The 15,690-nt window shown below is 63.3% G+C and carries 15 protein-coding genes and 3 pseudogenes; 8 read left to right on the plus strand and 10 right to left on the minus strand.

What is annotated here, in order from left to right; genetic code table 11:
* Positions 1 to 2: 2 nt before the first annotated feature.
* Both ACHIRB_RS17150 and ACHIRB_RS17155 read right to left on the minus strand, forming a co-directional pair.
* Positions 3 to 512 (minus strand): hypothetical protein, encoded by a 510-nt coding sequence (locus ACHIRB_RS17150; RefSeq protein ID WP_395113993.1) that lies wholly within the window; start codon positions 510 to 512, stop codon positions 3 to 5.
* Positions 509 to 874 (minus strand): hypothetical protein, encoded by a 366-nt coding sequence (locus tag ACHIRB_RS17155; protein ID WP_395113994.1) that lies wholly within the window; start codon positions 872 to 874, stop codon positions 509 to 511. Before ACHIRB_RS17155 ends, ACHIRB_RS17150 begins: the two co-directional genes overlap by 4 nt.
* Positions 875 to 895: 21 nt before the next feature.
* On the opposite strand from ACHIRB_RS17155, the gene ACHIRB_RS17160 reads away from it, so the two are divergent.
* On the plus strand, positions 896 to 1,483 hold the full coding sequence (locus ACHIRB_RS17160; RefSeq protein ID WP_395113995.1) for a TetR/AcrR family transcriptional regulator: 588 nt from the start codon (positions 896 to 898) through the stop codon (positions 1,481 to 1,483).
* A 13-nt stretch (positions 1,484 to 1,496) separates the two neighbouring features.
* Here ACHIRB_RS17160 and ACHIRB_RS17165 read toward each other — a convergent pair whose 3' ends face one another.
* From ACHIRB_RS17165 to ACHIRB_RS17175, 3 genes are all read right to left on the minus strand, one after another.
* Positions 1,497 to 2,993 carry a glycosyltransferase family 39 protein gene (locus ACHIRB_RS17165; protein ID WP_395124155.1) on the minus strand — a complete coding sequence of 499 codons (1,497 nt, stop codon included), beginning with the start codon at positions 2,991 to 2,993 and terminating at the stop codon, positions 1,497 to 1,499.
* The gene (locus ACHIRB_RS17170; RefSeq protein WP_395113997.1) at positions 2,968 to 4,866 is read right to left on the minus strand and encodes a glycosyltransferase; all 1,899 of its coding nucleotides are present in this window, start codon (positions 4,864 to 4,866) and stop codon (positions 2,968 to 2,970) included. The genes ACHIRB_RS17165 and ACHIRB_RS17170 overlap by 26 nt, the downstream gene beginning before the upstream one ends.
* Before the next feature lie 105 nt (positions 4,867 to 4,971).
* Positions 4,972 to 5,463, minus strand: coding sequence for a GtrA family protein (locus tag ACHIRB_RS17175; protein WP_395113998.1), 492 nt, complete (start codon positions 5,461 to 5,463; stop codon positions 4,972 to 4,974).
* Positions 5,464 to 5,554: 91 nt separating this feature from the next.
* Here ACHIRB_RS17175 and ACHIRB_RS17180 point away from each other — a divergent pair, with 91 nt between their 5' ends.
* Both ACHIRB_RS17180 and ACHIRB_RS17185 read left to right on the plus strand, forming a co-directional pair.
* A complete protein-coding gene (locus ACHIRB_RS17180; protein ID WP_395113999.1) occupies positions 5,555 to 6,505 on the plus strand; it encodes a glycosyltransferase in 951 nt (316 codons plus the stop codon).
* Between the two features lie 119 nt (positions 6,506 to 6,624).
* Positions 6,625 to 7,779 (plus strand): annotated as a pseudogene (locus ACHIRB_RS17185) (DUF2142 domain-containing protein); the annotation flags it as partial.
* Here the strand turns inward: ACHIRB_RS17185 and ACHIRB_RS17190 are convergent.
* A pseudogene (locus ACHIRB_RS17190) lies at positions 7,762 to 7,809 on the minus strand (hypothetical protein); the annotation flags it as partial. The pseudogenes ACHIRB_RS17185 and ACHIRB_RS17190 sit on opposite strands and share 18 nt — an antisense overlap.
* Before the next feature lie 183 nt (positions 7,810 to 7,992).
* On the minus strand, positions 7,993 to 8,586 hold the full coding sequence (locus ACHIRB_RS17195) for a TetR/AcrR family transcriptional regulator (protein WP_395124156.1): 594 nt from the start codon (positions 8,584 to 8,586) through the stop codon (positions 7,993 to 7,995).
* Positions 8,587 to 8,715: 129 nt separating this feature from the next.
* Here ACHIRB_RS17195 and ACHIRB_RS17200 point away from each other — a divergent pair, with 129 nt between their 5' ends.
* Positions 8,716 to 10,866 (plus strand): MMPL family transporter, encoded by a 2,151-nt coding sequence (locus ACHIRB_RS17200; RefSeq protein ID WP_395124157.1) that lies wholly within the window; start codon positions 8,716 to 8,718, stop codon positions 10,864 to 10,866.
* 66 nt (positions 10,867 to 10,932) lie between these two features.
* On the opposite strand, the gene rfbB is transcribed toward ACHIRB_RS17200, so the two are convergent.
* Positions 10,933 to 11,955, minus strand: a complete 1,023-nt coding sequence (rfbB, locus tag ACHIRB_RS17205) for a dTDP-glucose 4,6-dehydratase (protein ID WP_395124158.1) — start codon at positions 11,953 to 11,955, stop codon at positions 10,933 to 10,935.
* 88 nt (positions 11,956 to 12,043) lie between these two features.
* On the opposite strand from rfbB, the gene rfbA reads away from it, so the two are divergent.
* A complete protein-coding gene (gene rfbA, locus ACHIRB_RS17210) occupies positions 12,044 to 12,919 on the plus strand; it encodes a glucose-1-phosphate thymidylyltransferase RfbA (RefSeq protein ID WP_395114003.1) in 876 nt (291 codons plus the stop codon).
* Positions 12,920 to 12,925: 6 nt separating this feature from the next.
* Positions 12,926 to 13,513, plus strand: coding sequence for a dTDP-4-dehydrorhamnose 3,5-epimerase family protein (locus tag ACHIRB_RS17215; RefSeq protein WP_395114004.1), 588 nt, complete (start codon positions 12,926 to 12,928; stop codon positions 13,511 to 13,513).
* Here the strand turns inward: ACHIRB_RS17215 and ACHIRB_RS17220 are convergent.
* A pseudogene (locus tag ACHIRB_RS17220) lies at positions 13,493 to 14,131 on the minus strand (DUF72 domain-containing protein); the annotation flags it as partial. The gene ACHIRB_RS17215 and the pseudogene ACHIRB_RS17220 overlap by 21 nt on opposite strands.
* Here ACHIRB_RS17220 and ACHIRB_RS17225 point away from each other — a divergent pair.
* Positions 14,131 to 14,376: a MarR family winged helix-turn-helix transcriptional regulator gene (locus ACHIRB_RS17225; RefSeq protein ID WP_395124159.1), complete on the plus strand. Its 246-nt coding sequence runs from the start codon at positions 14,131 to 14,133 to the stop codon at positions 14,374 to 14,376. The pseudogene ACHIRB_RS17220 and the gene ACHIRB_RS17225 sit on opposite strands and share 1 nt — an antisense overlap.
* Position 14,377: 1 nt before the next feature.
* Here ACHIRB_RS17225 and ACHIRB_RS17230 read toward each other — a convergent pair whose 3' ends face one another.
* Positions 14,378 to 14,938 carry a DUF4282 domain-containing protein gene (locus ACHIRB_RS17230; protein WP_395124160.1) on the minus strand — a complete coding sequence of 187 codons (561 nt, stop codon included), beginning with the start codon at positions 14,936 to 14,938 and terminating at the stop codon, positions 14,378 to 14,380.
* Between the two features lie 82 nt (positions 14,939 to 15,020).
* Between ACHIRB_RS17230 and ACHIRB_RS17235 the strand changes: the two genes are divergently transcribed.
* On the plus strand, positions 15,021 to 15,614 hold the full coding sequence (locus tag ACHIRB_RS17235; RefSeq protein WP_395124161.1) for an alpha/beta hydrolase: 594 nt from the start codon (positions 15,021 to 15,023) through the stop codon (positions 15,612 to 15,614).
* Positions 15,615 to 15,690: the final 76 nt, after the last annotated feature.

Below are 15,690 nucleotides of genomic sequence, written 5' to 3' on the forward strand. Positions count from 1 at the left end.
TTTCACCCAACATGGGCGGCTTCGTGCTCGGCGAGTTCTTTCAGGACGAGCAGTTGTTTGCGCATCATCACCAGATCACCGAGTGCGAGCGCTCGTGCGAGTACAGCTGGCCCCTCGAAGAGAACGCGCACGTGCAACCGCGAACCTGGACCCGCGCGGCGCACCGAGTAGGTGGTGACGACACGATTCGTTCGCAGCGTGATGTGCTCGTCTGCGACAAAGGACACCAGATCGAACAGGCTCATGAACCGCTGGCCGAGCTGGAGGTCGACAAGCTCGGGGTCCCGGGTTCGCGGGCTGCGTCTGCCGAAGTTGTCGAACAGGTCGTAGCTGTACGGCGCGACCCGCAGCTGGCACAGCCAGGCGAACACGACAGCAGGTGGGGCGTCGACCGAGATCGCGCGGTCGGCAGTTGTGCCTGCGTCCGGCAGCAGGTCGTCGCAGGGCAGTGGGAGCGCCCGTTCGCCGGGCGTCGCTCCCCACACCAGTCCGGGGATCAAGTCGGTGATCATGCCGCTGCCGCGATCTTTCGCAGCATTCGTCCGACGACGATCCTGTGGCCGCCACTGCCGATGACGAGGGCACGGTAAATCTTGCCGTGGATACCGGGAAACGCCGCATGGGTGTAGGCGGTCAGCCGGGTCCGGGACGGTCCGCTGTCGTCGAGAGTGAACGCCAATTCGTAGATCGAGAAGGGGTGTCGACCCCTCAACACAAGGCGGTTGGGCGCATCCGCTTCGTCGACCCGGAAGCCTGCGGGTGGGGTCGGGGCTGCGGGGTCTTTGCAGACGACACTGAGCAACGCGTCCCAGGTATGTGCCCGATCGGAGTCGATCTCTGTGGCATGCTCATCGATATAAGGCAAACGTTCCATATAGAAGGACTGTACTAGATCATGGCTCCACCCCGCAAGCACAGCACCGACGTGATCCTCGACGCAGCGCGCGCATTGGTGCTGGCAGATGGCCCGCGCTCGGCAAGCGTCGCCGCGATCGCCGCACGTAGCGGCGCACCGGCAGGCACGCTCTACCACCGGTTCGGCAACCGCGACGGCATCCTCACCGCGGCCTGGCTCCGCGCACTCGAGCGCTTCCAAACCCGCGCGAAATCTGCGGCGCAACTACCGGATCCGCTCGAGGCGGGTGTGGCCCTCGCCCGGAGCGCGATCGTGTTCGCGCGCGAAGAACCGCAGGATGCGCGCCTACTCCTGAATACGAGGCCGAGCGACTTGATCGACGGCCCGCCGGACGACGCCTTCGCGACCACGCTCGCCGCCATGAACGCACCGATGTTTGCCGAGGTCCGCCGGATCGCCCAGGCCCTCACGGGAGCCGACGATCCGCGTAACCTCGACGCTGTCGCGCGGGCGATCGTCGACCTGCCCTACTCGGCCGTGCGGCGCCACGGTCGGACCGATCCGCTCCCGGAGTGGCTCGAGGACGACATCGCCGACGCAGCGCGAACTCTGCTGGCGAACATATAGACGGCTCCGTCCCTCAGTTGTCGCGCCGCTCCAGCCGAACGACCTGGGACGTATGGATCGGTGACCTTTCCTCGATCGTGAACCCACGCTCTGCCAGTTGCCGATACTCGGGCGAGGTGTCGAATCGGTAGGTCGGGAGGTTCCATACTTCGTTGGAGGTGTGACGAATCGTTCGCGGCTTTTCGCGGTCGGCGTCGGCAACGAACCAGAGCACCTGACAGCCAGTGAGATCCGCGGCGGGAATGGTCAGGTTCTCGTCCGACAGCCAACCTTCGGCGACCGCGGAACGGCCTGCCCCCACATCGCGTAAACCATCGAACGCGGTCGGTCGGATGTTCATCGCCACACGTGCCGAGGTCGGATTCCAAGCGGAGTCGTTTGTGAACAGGACGCAGTCGCCGGGCGCACCGTGTGTTTCGAAGAAGTCGGCGACGGCGCTGAAGTCCATCTCGCTCGGCTTCGAAAACGATCCCCGTTGCGCGAGATATGCGGGAACGGCCGCCGCGAGCATGACCGCTGCCAACGCTGGTGCGACCCAGACCCGAGCCGAGAACGTCGCGATCGCTCCCCCGACCAGCAACGCGACCGCAGGGGTCGTGAAGGTCAGATAGCGATCGAGATAGATCGGCTCGGCGAGCAACGAGAACAGCAGCAGCGCAACCGTGGGAACAACCGCCCACGGGACGGCAACAGCCAGCAACGACCTGTCCATGCGTCGTGCGCCCAGTGCAAGAATGACCACGACTCCGACCGCAAAAACCGGCGCCCCTACGAACCACTGATACTCGAGCACCGACCGCACGACGTGGCGATCGAGCGGTGGAATCCAGTCGACTTGCCCCGATTGCCCGCGAATGAATACGACTGCAGGCAGGGCCAGCAACCCGCCGACTGCAGCGGCGGAAAGCCACCGCAGCAACGACTTCCGCCACAGGATCGCAACGGTCAGCAGCTGAGCACCGACCAGGGTCGCCGTGTCGACGAACAGCACGATCGTCACCGCAAGCCCAGCGGCATAACCTGCCCACCAGAACCACCGTGTGCCGCGCAGCGCGAGAACAAGAACAACCGTCAACCACACCGCAGCGGCAGCGGTCAGCGCATACGACCTTGCCTCCATGGCAGCCCAGGTGACCCGCGGGAGTATCGCGAACACGAAGCCGGCCAACAGCCCGACCCGATCGTTCACCAGTAGGCGACCGAGCACCACGACACCGGCCGCGGCTATCCCGACTGCGAGCGCACTGGGAAACCGGGCGCTGAGCTCCGAGTTCCCGAACAGCCGGAACCAGAAGTGCATACCGACGTCGTAGAGCCCGTGCACCGCATCCTGGTGTTCGAGAATGCGCCGCAGGTCAGGCAGTGGACGCGACGAGACGTAGACGGTCGCGGCCTCGTCGTACCAATACGACGGACGCCACGAGCCGAGCACGCCCAAAGCCAGGGCGAACACAAAGGCCGCAACCGGCCCGACGAACGTCGAATCAGCTCGTGGGAGGCTTCGCCGCATACAACCGTTCCCAGTTTTCGCGGCTGGTCAACGTCGGAAGCGCATCTCGATAGTCCTTCTGCACGGCGGGCAGTTCCTGCCGCAGACGACGCAGTACCTTGCGGGTCCGGCGCAGCAGGTCACGCGCTTTTGCCTTGTCCCGCTGGCGAACTCGAACCCCGGACTGCGACGCATCGGTCACGACGACGTGATCGAACAGCGAGATGTGCCACCAGTGAGCGTCTTCACGTGTCACCCCGATGATGCCGTGCTGCGTACGGCCGAACCATTGGTCGATCGCACGCTTGACCAGAATCAGCTTGGCGTGACTCGGCTCTCCCGACGCACGACGTGTGTGCAGATGCGACGACTGCACGGGTGCCGTCGCCGCCGGATGCTTGATCGTCTCCGGGTAGTCGGCGCGGCCCTTGCGGATCGCGGCCATCGCTTCGATGCCGCCGTCGGCCAGGGCCTTCGGTCCGTCGAGGAAGTCTTCGATGCCCTTGAGCGTCGTGTAGACGAGGCCGTACTGCATCGCGACCAGATGTTCCGAGATCGAGCGGAAGAACTGACGCGACAACGCTTTTGCGTCGAGTTCGGTATGCAGGGCACCCACGATCAACGAGTTGCGCGTGCTGAAGTAGCGCGCCCAGTCGTCGAAGTCCTTCCAGTAGAAGTCCGCGTGCCACACCGCGGCATTGGGCAGAGTGACGGTGACGAAGCCGGCTTCGCGAGCGCGGATGCCGTATTCGACGTCGTCCCACTGGAAGAAGATCGGGATCGGAAGACCGATCCTGGCGACGACTTCGGCGGGGATGAGGCAGGTCCACCAGGCGTTGTAGCCCGCGTCGACCCTGCGCTCCTGCCGCTTGTTGAGCATGCTGACGTTGCGCAGCGCCTTCGGCACCTTCTGTCCGTGCATCAGCTTGTGCAGATGCACTTCCTCAGCGCCGACATTCAGGTAATCGGGGTTGAGCAGGAACAGCATCTGCGCGCCGACGAGGGTCGGCTCGACGGTCAGGTTCGCAAAAGCGTTGAGCCGCAACACAGTTTCGGGCTCGCACAGGATGTCGTCGTCCATCAGGATGACGTCGGCGTGCTCGTTGACCGCCGACACCTCGTACAGACCGCGCGTAAATCCTCCTGCCCCACCCAGATTCGGCTGACGCAGGTAGCGAAGTTTGTCGCCGAGCTTGGCAGCGGTCTCGGTGTAGAGCTGGTGATCCTGCACGAGGTCGGTGCCCTGATCGACAACGAACACGGCATCGATCGCGGCGACGACGGTGTCGTCGGATGCGAGCGCGGCGATCGTCTGAGCGCAGTCGTCGGCACGGTTGAAGGTGCAGATCGCGATCGCGACCGGACGGACGTGGTCGGGCGCATCGACGGTCCAGGCGAGATCGGAAATTTCGACGTCACCGCCGATCGCAGCGAATTCCAGCCACATCGCGCCACCGTCGACGAACTTGTCGAGCGGCGCGGTCATCGTGAAGCTGCCCGATTCCGTGACCTCGATGCTGTCGACGATGCGCCGATGCCCTGCGATGTCGGAGGCGAGCAGTTTGATCCGCGCCCGCCGCGCAACGTTCAGCGTCGCCGAAACCTGGACCTCGGTGACCGTCGTCCAGCGCTGCCAATAGCTCGCCGCGAACCGACCGAAGTAGGTATTGAGATTCGCCTCGGCACCCTTGTTGAGCTGTATGGAAAGGCGTTCCCGCTGCGAACCACCCTTGACGACCGCGTAGAGCTCGTCGTTGATGGTCGGCCAGGGTCCGACGAAGATTCCACGCTGTACGACAAGACGCTCCGGAGCCTGATGGTCCACAAGCAGGCTGGCAGGGGCCGCCCCCGAATCGGGTTCGCTCGTCACTGCCTGTGCTGCCGGCTGATCCATGAAGTCCTCTGCGTCGGGCAACCCGAGGGCGCGGGTCGCGGCTGACGTGAGGATACCAACCAGTCAGCGATTCCTCGCCAGCGCGAAGGCCCGACGTGGCGGCCGTTACGGTCGGCGATTTTCGCTCTTGTCGCTACCTTTGCCGCCGTCTCCGACGAAGACGAATTTGTCGTAGGCCCAGTACCTGAACACGACCGCGACGATCTGACCGATCAGCGTTCCCGAGATGTTGTCCGAGAGCGGACTCGACAGGTCGAGCACGTACCGCGAGAACCCGAGGCACCCAAGCTGCAGACCGATCGCAACCACGTTGAACAGCGCATACAGCACATACTCGCGTAGCGGATTGTCCGTCTTCTTGTGCGAGAAAGTCCACCACTTGTTGCCGAAGTAGGTGACGACCGTCGCAACAGCGATCGCGATGATCTTCGCCTGCAGCGGCGCGTCGAACAGCGGACCTTCGCCACCCCAGAACACAAGGAGGTTGTAGGTACCCGCGTCGACGAGAAAACCGATGCCACCGACGACGAGAAACGCACTCCCCTGGCGCAGACCCTTCTTGACCTTCTGCAGCAGCGAATCGGTAGGGGTCGTCACACGGCGAGGGTACCGACTCCCTGTAACCTGCCCGTGCACACTGTTCCTTCATAGGGACCGCACAGAAACCATGAGCAGAGGACTACCAGGGGTGGATTCCGCCGACCTTCGCATTGCCGCAGTCGTCCCGTGCCACAACGAGGAGGCAGCGGTCGCGAAAGTGGTGGCCGATCTCAAGGCAGCAGTCCCCGGCATCGTCGTCTACGTCTACGACAACCTCAGCACCGACGCCACCGCGGAACGTGCGGCCGAAGCGGGCGCGATCGTGCGCCGCGAATTGGCCAAGGGTAAAGGCAACGTCGTTCGTCGCGCCTTTGCCGACATCGAAGCCGACGTCTACCTGATGATCGACGGCGACGACACCTACGAGGCCGCTGCGGCGCCTGAGATGATCCAAGCCCTGCTCGACGGTCCTTTCGACCACGTCCTCGGTGTCCGCAAGCAGGTCGCGAGCACCGACACCGCCTACCGAGCCGGGCACGAGACTGGTAACAAAATTCTCAACGGCGTCGTCGGCAAGGTGTTCGGCGAGAACGTCGCGGACATGCTCAGCGGTTTCCGCGTCTTCTCGCGCCGCTTCGTCAAGAGCTTCCCAGCGGTGTCGCGTGAATTCGAGATCGAAACCGAACTGACCGTCCACTCGCTGCACCTACGCGTGCCGCAGACGTCGGTCGAGGTCGACTTCCGTGACCGTCCGGCAGGCAGCGAATCCAAACTGCGGACCTACCACGACGGCTTCAAAATTCTCTCGCTGATCGTCGGGCTCGCACGACACGAACGGCCGGTCGCGTTCTACGGTCTGTTCGGCACGCTCAGCCTCCTGATCTCGATCATTCTCTCTGTGCCGATCATCATCGAGTTCTACGAGACCGGGCTTGTGCCACGGTTCCCGACGCTGTTTCTCGCGTTCACCCTTGTGATGCTCGGCTGCCTCGCCTGGACCGCCGGACTGATCCTCGACGGCATCCGCCGATCGCGGCACGAGACCGCCCGCCTGGTCTACCTCCGCTATTCGGCCGTGTCGGAAGGTCCGCGGCGGTGACGACGGCTCCTCCTGAGCAGGATTCCGGGCAGGAGTCCAAGTTCGACCGAGCCTCGACGACCATCCAGCGTTTCGGCACCGCGTCTGTCGTGTTCGCGATCCTCGCGGCCATTTTCGGCGTGACGTTCGCCGTCGTCACACCGCCGTTCTGGGGCCACGACGAGATCACCCAGTTCGGTCGCGCCGACCAGGTCGCACACGGTGGGATTCTTCCCCAGGAGATCGAGGACTCGCGCGGTGTCGCCTACGGCGGCGACGTGCCGAAGAGCATCGACGATCTGATGGGCTACGCACTCCGCGACTACACCGAGAATCCCGCCGAGCCAGGGCCCATGGTTTTCGAGCCGGGTCGCTACTCGGAACTGGAATCGGCCGCGATTTCCGATGAGCAGAACACGATCTGGTTCACGAACACGGCTGCCTACTCCCCTGTCCCGTACCTCCCTGCCGCGGTCGGCATCTGGACGGCGGAGGTGTTCGACGCCGACGTCGGAACGACAATCCTGCTCACGCGACTCGCAGGTCTGGTTGCGTATCTGCTGATCGTCGCATTCGCACTACGCGCGTTGCGGGAACGCCGGGTGCAATGGCTCGCGTTCACGGTCGCGCTGCTGCCGATCGCGGTGTTCCAGGCCGGCACGGTCACCGCAGACACCCTGACCAACGCGTTGGCGATGCTGGTCTCGGTGCTGATCGTCAAGGCGCTGTTCGTCGGCGACGACCTGAGCAAGGTCGAGCGCGCTGCGCTGCTGGTGTCGGTTCTCACGCTGCCGCTGTGCAAGCCGACCTACATTCTCCTTGCGATGCTCGTGGTGGTCGTTCCCCCTGAACGACTCGGTCTAGCCGGCCGGTTGCGTTGGTTGCCATGGGGATTCGCTGCGGTCGGCGGCGTTGTGTTTCTGATCTGGACGAAAATTTCGGCACCGACGACCGAGGGTATGGGCCGCATGCGGCCGGAAAAGCAGTGGTACTCGGTGGTGCCGAGCGAGCAGTTGAAGGGCATCCTTTCGGACCCGATTCATTTCGCGAGCGTCTTCGGTCAGAGCGTCATGCGCCGCGACCACGAGTGGTTTGCGGAGTTCTTCGGTGAACTCGGCTTCGCTTACATCAACGTCCCCGCGACGACGATCGTCGCGTGCCTGCTCGCGATCGTGATCAGCCTCGGTGTTGCAGAGCGGATGGTAGCGACGCAGCGCCGGACCGTATTGGTTCTGCTGGCGCTGCTGGCAACTGTCGCAATGATCTACGTGACGCTGTACCTGTCGTTCACTCCGGTCGGGTATTTCATCATCGACGGCGTGCAGGGCCGGTACTTCGTTCCGCTTGCCGTCATCTCCTTCGCCGTCGCGCTGCGCTGGTTCCGCCTACGGCTGACCGACGAGTCCGGCGGTCTGCACATGCGCGGACCGGCAATCGCGATCATCGCGGCAACGGTTGTGTCGCTTGCCGCGGCCGTGACCAGGTACTACACCTTCGTGTGGGGTTAGTCAGCTCGGCCTGACGAATCTGGAACAGACGAAATCTACTGTCTCGGTGATCAATTGGTGCTTCGCAGGTTCGGGCAGCAGCCGTAGCGGACCGTCGATCAGCAGAAGCGACAGACCGTGCACGGTCGACCACGCGGTGGATTCGACGATTGCCCGATCCGATTCGGCTACCAATCCTGCCCGAACCAGGCCCTCGACGATGCTCACCAACATTTGATACGGCTCGTACCCGGTGTGTGGATCGCTCGGCGGTTCGGTTATCTGCCCGCCGCGCGAGAACGCGGTCCGAAACAATCCGGGCTCCGCGATGGCGAAATTGATGTAGCCCTCCCCCGATGCACGTAACCGCGCGAGGGCTGCGGCGGGACTCGAGTCGTCGGGATCGATAGTCGCCAGGCGTCCGCCGATCGAGGTCGCCAGTTCCACCATCGCGCGTTGTTTGACGGCGTCGAGCAGTTCGTCGCGGTCCGCAAAATGCCGGTACGCAGCGGTCGGGGTGACGCCGACACTCTTCGCGACCGCGCGCACGGTGATCTGCTCCGGCCCGTCCGACGCCGCAAGTTCTTCCGCGGCTCGGGTCAACGCATTCTTCAAATCCCCATGGTGGTAGCTGCTGCGCTGGGGCTTCGTCGACGGCGACACAAACTAGATGTTGACAGGTGTACACATCGCGTGGCAAGTTAACACCCGACAAGTTAACACCCGTAAAGATTGGAGTCCGCGATGCTGACTCGTTTCGGCCACTTCGTCACATCACACGCACGAGCAATCCTCGCCGTGACACTGTTCGCGCTGATCGGCGCTGCAGTGCTCGGCTCGACAGCGTTCGGCAACCTGCAGTCGGAGGGCTTCGACGACCCAGCGTCGGAATCCAGCCGCGCAGCCGTACAACTCGCCGACAACTTCCCCGGCGGCGCCGACCTGATCCTCGTCGCGGATGCACACCGCAACGTCGACGACACCCGCGCCGCAGGCACACAGCTCACCGACCGGCTGGCAGCAGATCCGGCGGTCGCCGGCGTCATCTCCTACTGGCAGACCAACGCACCGACCATGCGATCGGACGACGCGACGATGGCGATTGTCGCTGTGACACTGAAAGCTCCCGCAGACGAATCCGCGAAAAGCATCATCGACAACTTCTCCGGTTCGGTCGACGGGTTCGACATCTCGATCGGCGGCAAAGAAGGCGTGATGCACGACGTCGGCAAGCAGATCGGCACCGATCTCATCCGAGCGGAGATGATCGCCATTCCGCTGATGCTCGTGCTGCTCGGACTTGCGTTCGGCAGCATCGTCGCCGCCCTGCTGCCCCTTGCCATCGGGGTGTTCGCAATCTTCGGGACGTTCGCCGAACTCGCGATACTCGGGTCCACGACGGATGTGTCCATCTACGCGATCAACCTCACGACCAGCCTCGGACTCGGCCTCGCCATCGACTACGCCCTACTGATGGTCAGTCGCTTCCGTGAGGAGTACGCGAAGTCAGGCAACGTCGACGCCGCCGTTGTCCGAACCATCGAAACTGCAGGCCGCACAATCCTGTTCAGCTCGACAGCCGTAGCAGCTGCCCTCGCAGTGCTGACCGTCTTCCCGATGTACTTTCTGCGGTCGTTCGCCTACGCGGGGATCGGCGTAATCGTCATCGCGATGCTCGGCGGGCTGATCGTTCTGCCCGCGATGCTGACGGTGCTGGGCCCTCGGGTGAATGCGGGCAAGCTGCCATGGGCAAAGCATCTGCCGAGCACTGTCGTCCCGTTCTGGGGCACGCTCGCCCGACTGGTGATGCGGCGGCCGCTCGTCACCGCGCTACCAGTCGTCGCGCTTATGGCCCTGCTCGCAGCACCGTTGCTGCAAGTCGAATTCGGCACTCCGGACGACCGCGTGCTGCCGACCTCTGCATCGAGCCGGGAGGCGGGTGATGCATTGCGCGACAAGTTCACCGCCGACGACACCTCCGCAATCGACGTGGTGAGCACTGGACCCGTCGTGGATCTGCAAGGTCTTGCCGGTCGCCTCTCACAACTCGACGACGTCGAGCGGGTCGACACAAGCGCAGGCACCTTCGTCGACGGTGGTCTCGTCGCCACATCGCCGATGGACGCTCGCTTCGCAGCCGGGGATGCGCAACGGTTGTCGATCGTCACCGACATCGATCCGCGCTCGGATGCGGCGAAGGAACTGGTCACCGCTGTACGGTCCGATACCGCAGGCGCCGACGTGCTCGTCGGTGGCGAGACAGCAGAGATCATCGACAGTCAGGACGCAATCGCGTCGCGGCTGCCACTTGCGATCGGGTTGATAGTGCTGTCGACCTTCGTACTGCTGTTCCTCTTCACCGGCAGTGTGCTGCAACCACTTCGAGCCCTCGTACTCAACGTGATCGGTCTGTCCGCGACGATCGGCGTGCTGGTGCTGATCTTCCAGGAAGGCTGGCTGTCGGGATTGCTCGGCTTCACCCCGCTGCCGCTCGACACGTCGATGCTGGTGCTGATGTTCTGCATCACCTTCGGCTTGTCGATGGACTACGAGGTCTTCGTCATGAGCCGCATCAAGGAAATGCACGACAACGGTGCATCGGACGAAGACGCCGTCGCCGACGGTCTGTCACGCACCGGCCGCATCGTCTCGATGGCCGCAGTGATCCTCGCGGTGAGCTTCTTCTCGTTCGGAACCTCGTCGGTCAGCTTCATCCAGATGTTCGGAATCGGCGCCGGCCTTGCCGTTCTCATCGATGCGACGCTGATCCGGGGCGTCCTCGTTCCGGCAGCGATGCGAGTACTCGGCAGATCGGCATGGTGGGCGCCCGCGCCACTACGCAAGATCCACGATCGGGTCGGAGTGTCGGAAGAGCGGGAATCGGTCAACGCCTAGACCCTCGCCGAGTGGGCTTTCAGCGCGGGATTCACCTCGAAGATTCCCGCAGTGGAAGCCCACTCGTCAGGTCTGGGCGGCGTCGCCCTGTTCGACTTCGCCCTGGTCCACATAGGCCTGCTCGGTCGCCGCTTTCCGCGGCCGCCACCAGTCTTCGTTCGCCTTGTACCACTCGACCGTCGAGTCGAGACCGGACCGGAAGTCGCCGAACTTCGGTGACCAGCCCAATTCGGACCGAAGCAACGACGAGTCGATCGCATACCGCAGATCGTGACCTGCCCGATCCGACACGAAATCGAAATCGTCGGGTTCGCGACCGAACGCTTCGAGAATCATCTCGACGACAGACCGATTGTCGAGTTCGCCGTCCGCGCCGATCAGGTAGGTCTGCCCGATCTCGCCTCGTTCGAGAATTGCCCACACCGCACTGTTGTGGTCGTCGACATGAATCCAGTCGCGCACATTTTTGCCAGCGCCGTACAGGCGGGGTCGCACGCCATCGATGAGGTTCGTGATCTGGCGTGGAATGAACTTTTCGACGTGCTGATACGGGCCGTAGTTGTTGGAGCAGTTCGAGATTGTCGACCGCACGCCGAACGATCGCGTCCACGCCCGGACCAGCATGTCGCTCGACGCTTTGGTCGCCGAGTACGGACTCGACGGGTTGTATGCCGTCGACTCCGAAAAACGTTGCGGATCATCGAGTTCCAGATCGCCGTACACTTCGTCGGTCGAAATATGGTGATAGCGAACGTCGTAGCGGCGAACTGCCTGCAACAACGAGTAGGTCCCGACGATGTTGGTCTGCAGGAATGGCCACGGATCGGCGATCGAATTGTCGTTGTGCGACTCGGCAGCGAAATGCACAACCGCATCGACGCTGCTCACCAATTCGTCGACAAGATCCAGGTCGGCAATATCGCCGTGGACGAAGTCGATCTTGTCTAGCACCGGATCGAGCGAGGCACTGTTGCCTGCGTAGGTGAGCGAATCGAGCACGGTGACAGTGACATCCGGGCGCTCCGTGACCGTCGTGTGCACGAAGTTCGACCCGATGAAACCCGCGCCTCCGGTGACCAGCAAGTGCATTTCTGCGACGATACGCGATTCGATCTTGGCCGAGCGTAATCCCGATGAACTTGCGCCGGGTGCGAGGAACACTGAGACTTAGGAAACTATGCGTGGAATCATCCTCGCGGGCGGTACAGGATCACGCCTGCATCCGATCACGATCGGCGTCAGCAAACAGTTGGTTCCGGTCTACGACAAACCGATGATCTACTACCCGCTGTCGACACTGATGCTCGCTGGTATCCGCGACATCCTCATCATCACGACCCCCGGCGACGCCGAAGCCTTTCAGCGGTTGCTCGGCGACGGCGCGCAATTCGGCATCTCGTTGACCTACACCGAGCAGCGAGAACCCAACGGTCTTGCGCAGGCGTTCGTTCTCGGTGCCGATCACGTCGGCGACGACAAGGTCGCGCTTATCCTCGGCGACAACATTTTCTACGGCCAGGGCATGGGCACCCGGCTGAATCGGTTCAACGATGTCGACGGTGGCGCCGTCTTCGCCTACTGGGTATCGGATCCCTCGGCATACGGCGTCATCGATTTCGACAAGGACGGTCGGGCGATCTCGATCGAAGAAAAGCCGGTGCAGCCGGCATCGAACTTTGCTATTCCAGGCCTCTATTTCTACGACAACGACGTCGTCGCGATTGCGCGGGACCTGCAGCCGAGCGCGCGGGGTGAGTACGAAATCACCGACGTCAACAAGGCATACCTCGAAGCCGGCAGGCTCGGTGTCGAGGTTCTGCCGCGTGGAACAGCGTGGTTGGACACCGGAACCTTCGATTCGCTGCTCGACGCGAGCAACTACGTGCGCACGATCGAGGAACGCCAGGGTCTCAAGATCGGTGCGCCGGAAGAGGTTGCGTGGCGGCGCGGCTTCATCACCGACGACCAACTGCGTGAGCGTGGCGAGACGTCGGTCAAGTCGGGTTACGGACGGTACCTACTGAACTTGCTCGAACGCGGCCGGGATTGGTGACTGTAGATGCAGATACGTGAACTTTCGATTTCCGGTGCCTGGGAGTTGACGCCGAAGCAGTTCGGCGACGACCGTGGCGTCTTCCTCGAGTGGTACAAGGCCACGGAATTCACCGCAGCGGTCGGTGCGCCCGTCGTGCTCGCGCAGGCGAACTGTTCCGTGTCGGCGGCCGGCGTACTGCGTGGCATTCACTACACGGACAACCCGCCGGGTCAGGCGAAGTACGTGACCTGCGCACGAGGTGCCTTTCTCGATGTGGTCGTCGACCTGCGGGTCGGTTCGCCGACGTTCGGGCAGTGGGATTCGGTGCTCATCGACGACGTCGATCGGCGCGCGGTCTACCTGTCCGCGGGACTCGGGCACGCCATCCTGTCGTTGGAGGACAACTCGACGGTCATCTACCTGTGCTCGCTCGAATACAGCCCCGAACTGGATCACGACGTCAGCCCACTCGATCCGGATCTGCGAATCGACTGGCCGACGGTCGGCCGCAACGGCGAGCCACTCGACTACTCCCTGTCTGCGAAGGACTCCGTCGCTCGGAGCTTCGCGCAGGCTCGAGCCGACGGACTGCTACCCACCTTCGGGGCGTGACAGCCGAGCCCGCAGACCCATCGCATCGTGTGGGGAGCGCACCTTTGCGTCGTTGTCGAAGTAGACGAACGCGTCGCGGTCGGTCGTCCAGCTGCGGAGCTTCTCGGCCCAGCGGTCAAGCGCGTCGTCGGTGTAGCCACTGACGTAGAGCTCCTCGTCGCCGTGCAGTCGGGCGGAGACGAAGTCGGCGGTCAGTTCCTCGGGAGCGGGGAACTTGCCTGCGCTGTCGGCGATCACGAGCGCAATCCCGTTCTCGCGCAATATGTCCGCGGCCTCCGGTACAGCGAAACTCGGGTTGCGTATTTCGACAGCGTGACGAAAGGGTCGGTCGGCGTCGGTGCTCGTCCAGGCGCGGCCATCGACCTTGTCGCCGTGGCCTTCGGCAAATTCGGCGGCTTCGTTTGTCGTGCGTGGCAGTCGTTGGGCGAAGGCGGCGAGGACCTTTGCGTCGAACGTCAGATTCGGCGGAAGCTGCCACAGCACCGGACCGAGTTTCGAGCCGAGCGCCAAGATCCCCGACGCGAAGAAGTTGGCCAACGGCTCTTCGACGTCGACCAACCTCTTCATGTGTGTGATGAAGCGCGGAGCTTTGACCGCGAAGACGAAGTCGTCGGGGGTTGGACCGCCTCGTCGACGAAGCAAGCGGCAGCTACCGGATGAGTGATCTATCCCAGGACATCTATCTGAGCCAGAGTGCGCTGTCACGCACGGTTGCCCGGCTCGAACGCGATCACCTCGTCGAACGAAGCATGTGTACAAGCGATCGTCGATCGATCTTCGTCTGCCTCACCGCTACCGGCCGCGCCCTGCACGCCGACGCCCGCAAGACGCACCGAGCCGTGCTCGCGACAACGTTGGTCTGATCTAACGCCGCATCTCGCGAACCTTCGCCGACTGCCTTCGTTCCTTGAATCGCCAGAACTGCACAGCGCGAACACTCGACGCCATCTGATGTACCGGACCGGACAGGTCGCCGAGTGAGTTCTGCAGCTCGGCGCCCATTGTCGAAATGTCGTCGACCATGCCTGCCAACTCGATCAGGCTCAGCACGAGTTCCAGACACAGCCGGATCGTCGCGGCGATGGTCACGCCCATCACAGGGGCGACGACGAGGAGGAACAGCACTCCCGCGAAGATCGACCACTGGAACACCAGCACCGTCAGCGCGATCGGGATGGCAACGGCAAGCACCAATCCGAGGGCGTACACCGCAGGCAGCAGATCCCGCGTCGCAACCCGCGTGAAACGGATGTCGAGCAGTCCACGCGCAACCGACGACGCCCAATGACCGAACGCTACGACTCGGCTCGGCCACGTCGTCGCCTTCGGCTCGGGCTCAGGAGCATCTGGTTCCCAGTACTCGTCGGAGTCGACTTCCCACGTGGCCAGATCGACGTCCTCGTACTGTCGCGACTCCTCACTCATACTTCGATCTTCCCTTGCCAGAGCGGGATTCGCGAATGTCCCGGCGAGTCGCCCGGCATGTGCAGGTAACTTGACTGCCATCATGCTCAATCGACTTCTCGAGGCCCTCCTCTACTTCCCGTCGCGAGTGATTCTCACGACGCCGGCGGATGTCGACCTGGCGTACACGGACTTGCGCTTTGTCACCGAGGACGGCGTCACCGTCAACGGCTGGTGGCTGCCGACGCCGATCACCCCGTCGCGCGGGCACATCCTGTTCGCACACGGCAACGGCGCGAACATCGGCGACTGGATCCTGCCCGCTGCATTGCTGGTCGCCGCAGGGTTCGACGTCATGCTTTTCGACTATCGCGGCTACGGGCACAGCTCGGGCCGTCCGACCGAAAAAGGCACCTACTTCGACGCACGCGCTGCCAGGACAGCCCTGCTCGATCAGGATGGGGTCGACCCGAACAGGGTTCTCTACCTCGGCGAATCGCTCGGCGGCGCGGTGATGATCGAGTTGGCGACGGCGCATCCTCCGGCCGGCCTGATTCTCACGTCGACATTCACGAGCGTGCGCGATGTCGCGAAGGTCCACTACGGCTTCATTCCGACACGGTTCGTCCCCGACGCCTATCCCAGCTTGCGACGAATACGGACTCTGCGCTCGCCGCTGTTGATGGGGTCGCGGTAGTAATCGCGGAAAATCCAACGGTAACGAGCCTGATCCGCACATGCGTTCGCGGTCCATACCTCGAACGGCCCGAACG

The sequence above is a fragment of the Antrihabitans spumae genome (assembly GCF_043944905.1).
GTDB classification, from domain to species: Bacteria; Actinomycetota; Actinomycetes; order Mycobacteriales; family Mycobacteriaceae; genus Antrihabitans; species Antrihabitans spumae.

Bases quoted from the DNA above. Each gene is read 5' to 3' on its own strand.
- ACHIRB_RS17150 (WP_395113993.1), bottom strand. From the start codon at position 512: ATGATCACCGACTTGATCCCCGGACTGGTGTGGGGAGCGACGCCCGGC.
- ACHIRB_RS17155 (WP_395113994.1), bottom strand. From the start codon at position 874: ATGGAACGTTTGCCTTATATCGATGAGCATGCCACAGAGATCGACTCC.
- ACHIRB_RS17160 (WP_395113995.1), top strand. From the start codon at position 896: ATGGCTCCACCCCGCAAGCACAGCACCGACGTGATCCTCGACGCAGCG.
- ACHIRB_RS17165 (WP_395124155.1), bottom strand. From the start codon at position 2,993: ATGCGGCGAAGCCTCCCACGAGCTGATTCGACGTTCGTCGGGCCGGTT.
- ACHIRB_RS17170 (WP_395113997.1), bottom strand. From the start codon at position 4,866: ATGGATCAGCCGGCAGCACAGGCAGTGACGAGCGAACCCGATTCGGGG.
- ACHIRB_RS17200 (WP_395124157.1), top strand. From the start codon at position 8,716: ATGCTGACTCGTTTCGGCCACTTCGTCACATCACACGCACGAGCAATC.
- rfbB (WP_395124158.1), bottom strand. From the start codon at position 11,955: ATGCACTTGCTGGTCACCGGAGGCGCGGGTTTCATCGGGTCGAACTTC.
- rfbA (WP_395114003.1), top strand. From the start codon at position 12,044: ATGCGTGGAATCATCCTCGCGGGCGGTACAGGATCACGCCTGCATCCG.
- ACHIRB_RS17215 (WP_395114004.1), top strand. From the start codon at position 12,926: ATGCAGATACGTGAACTTTCGATTTCCGGTGCCTGGGAGTTGACGCCG.
- ACHIRB_RS17230 (WP_395124160.1), bottom strand. From the start codon at position 14,938: ATGAGTGAGGAGTCGCGACAGTACGAGGACGTCGATCTGGCCACGTGG.
- ACHIRB_RS17235 (WP_395124161.1), top strand. From the start codon at position 15,021: ATGCTCAATCGACTTCTCGAGGCCCTCCTCTACTTCCCGTCGCGAGTG.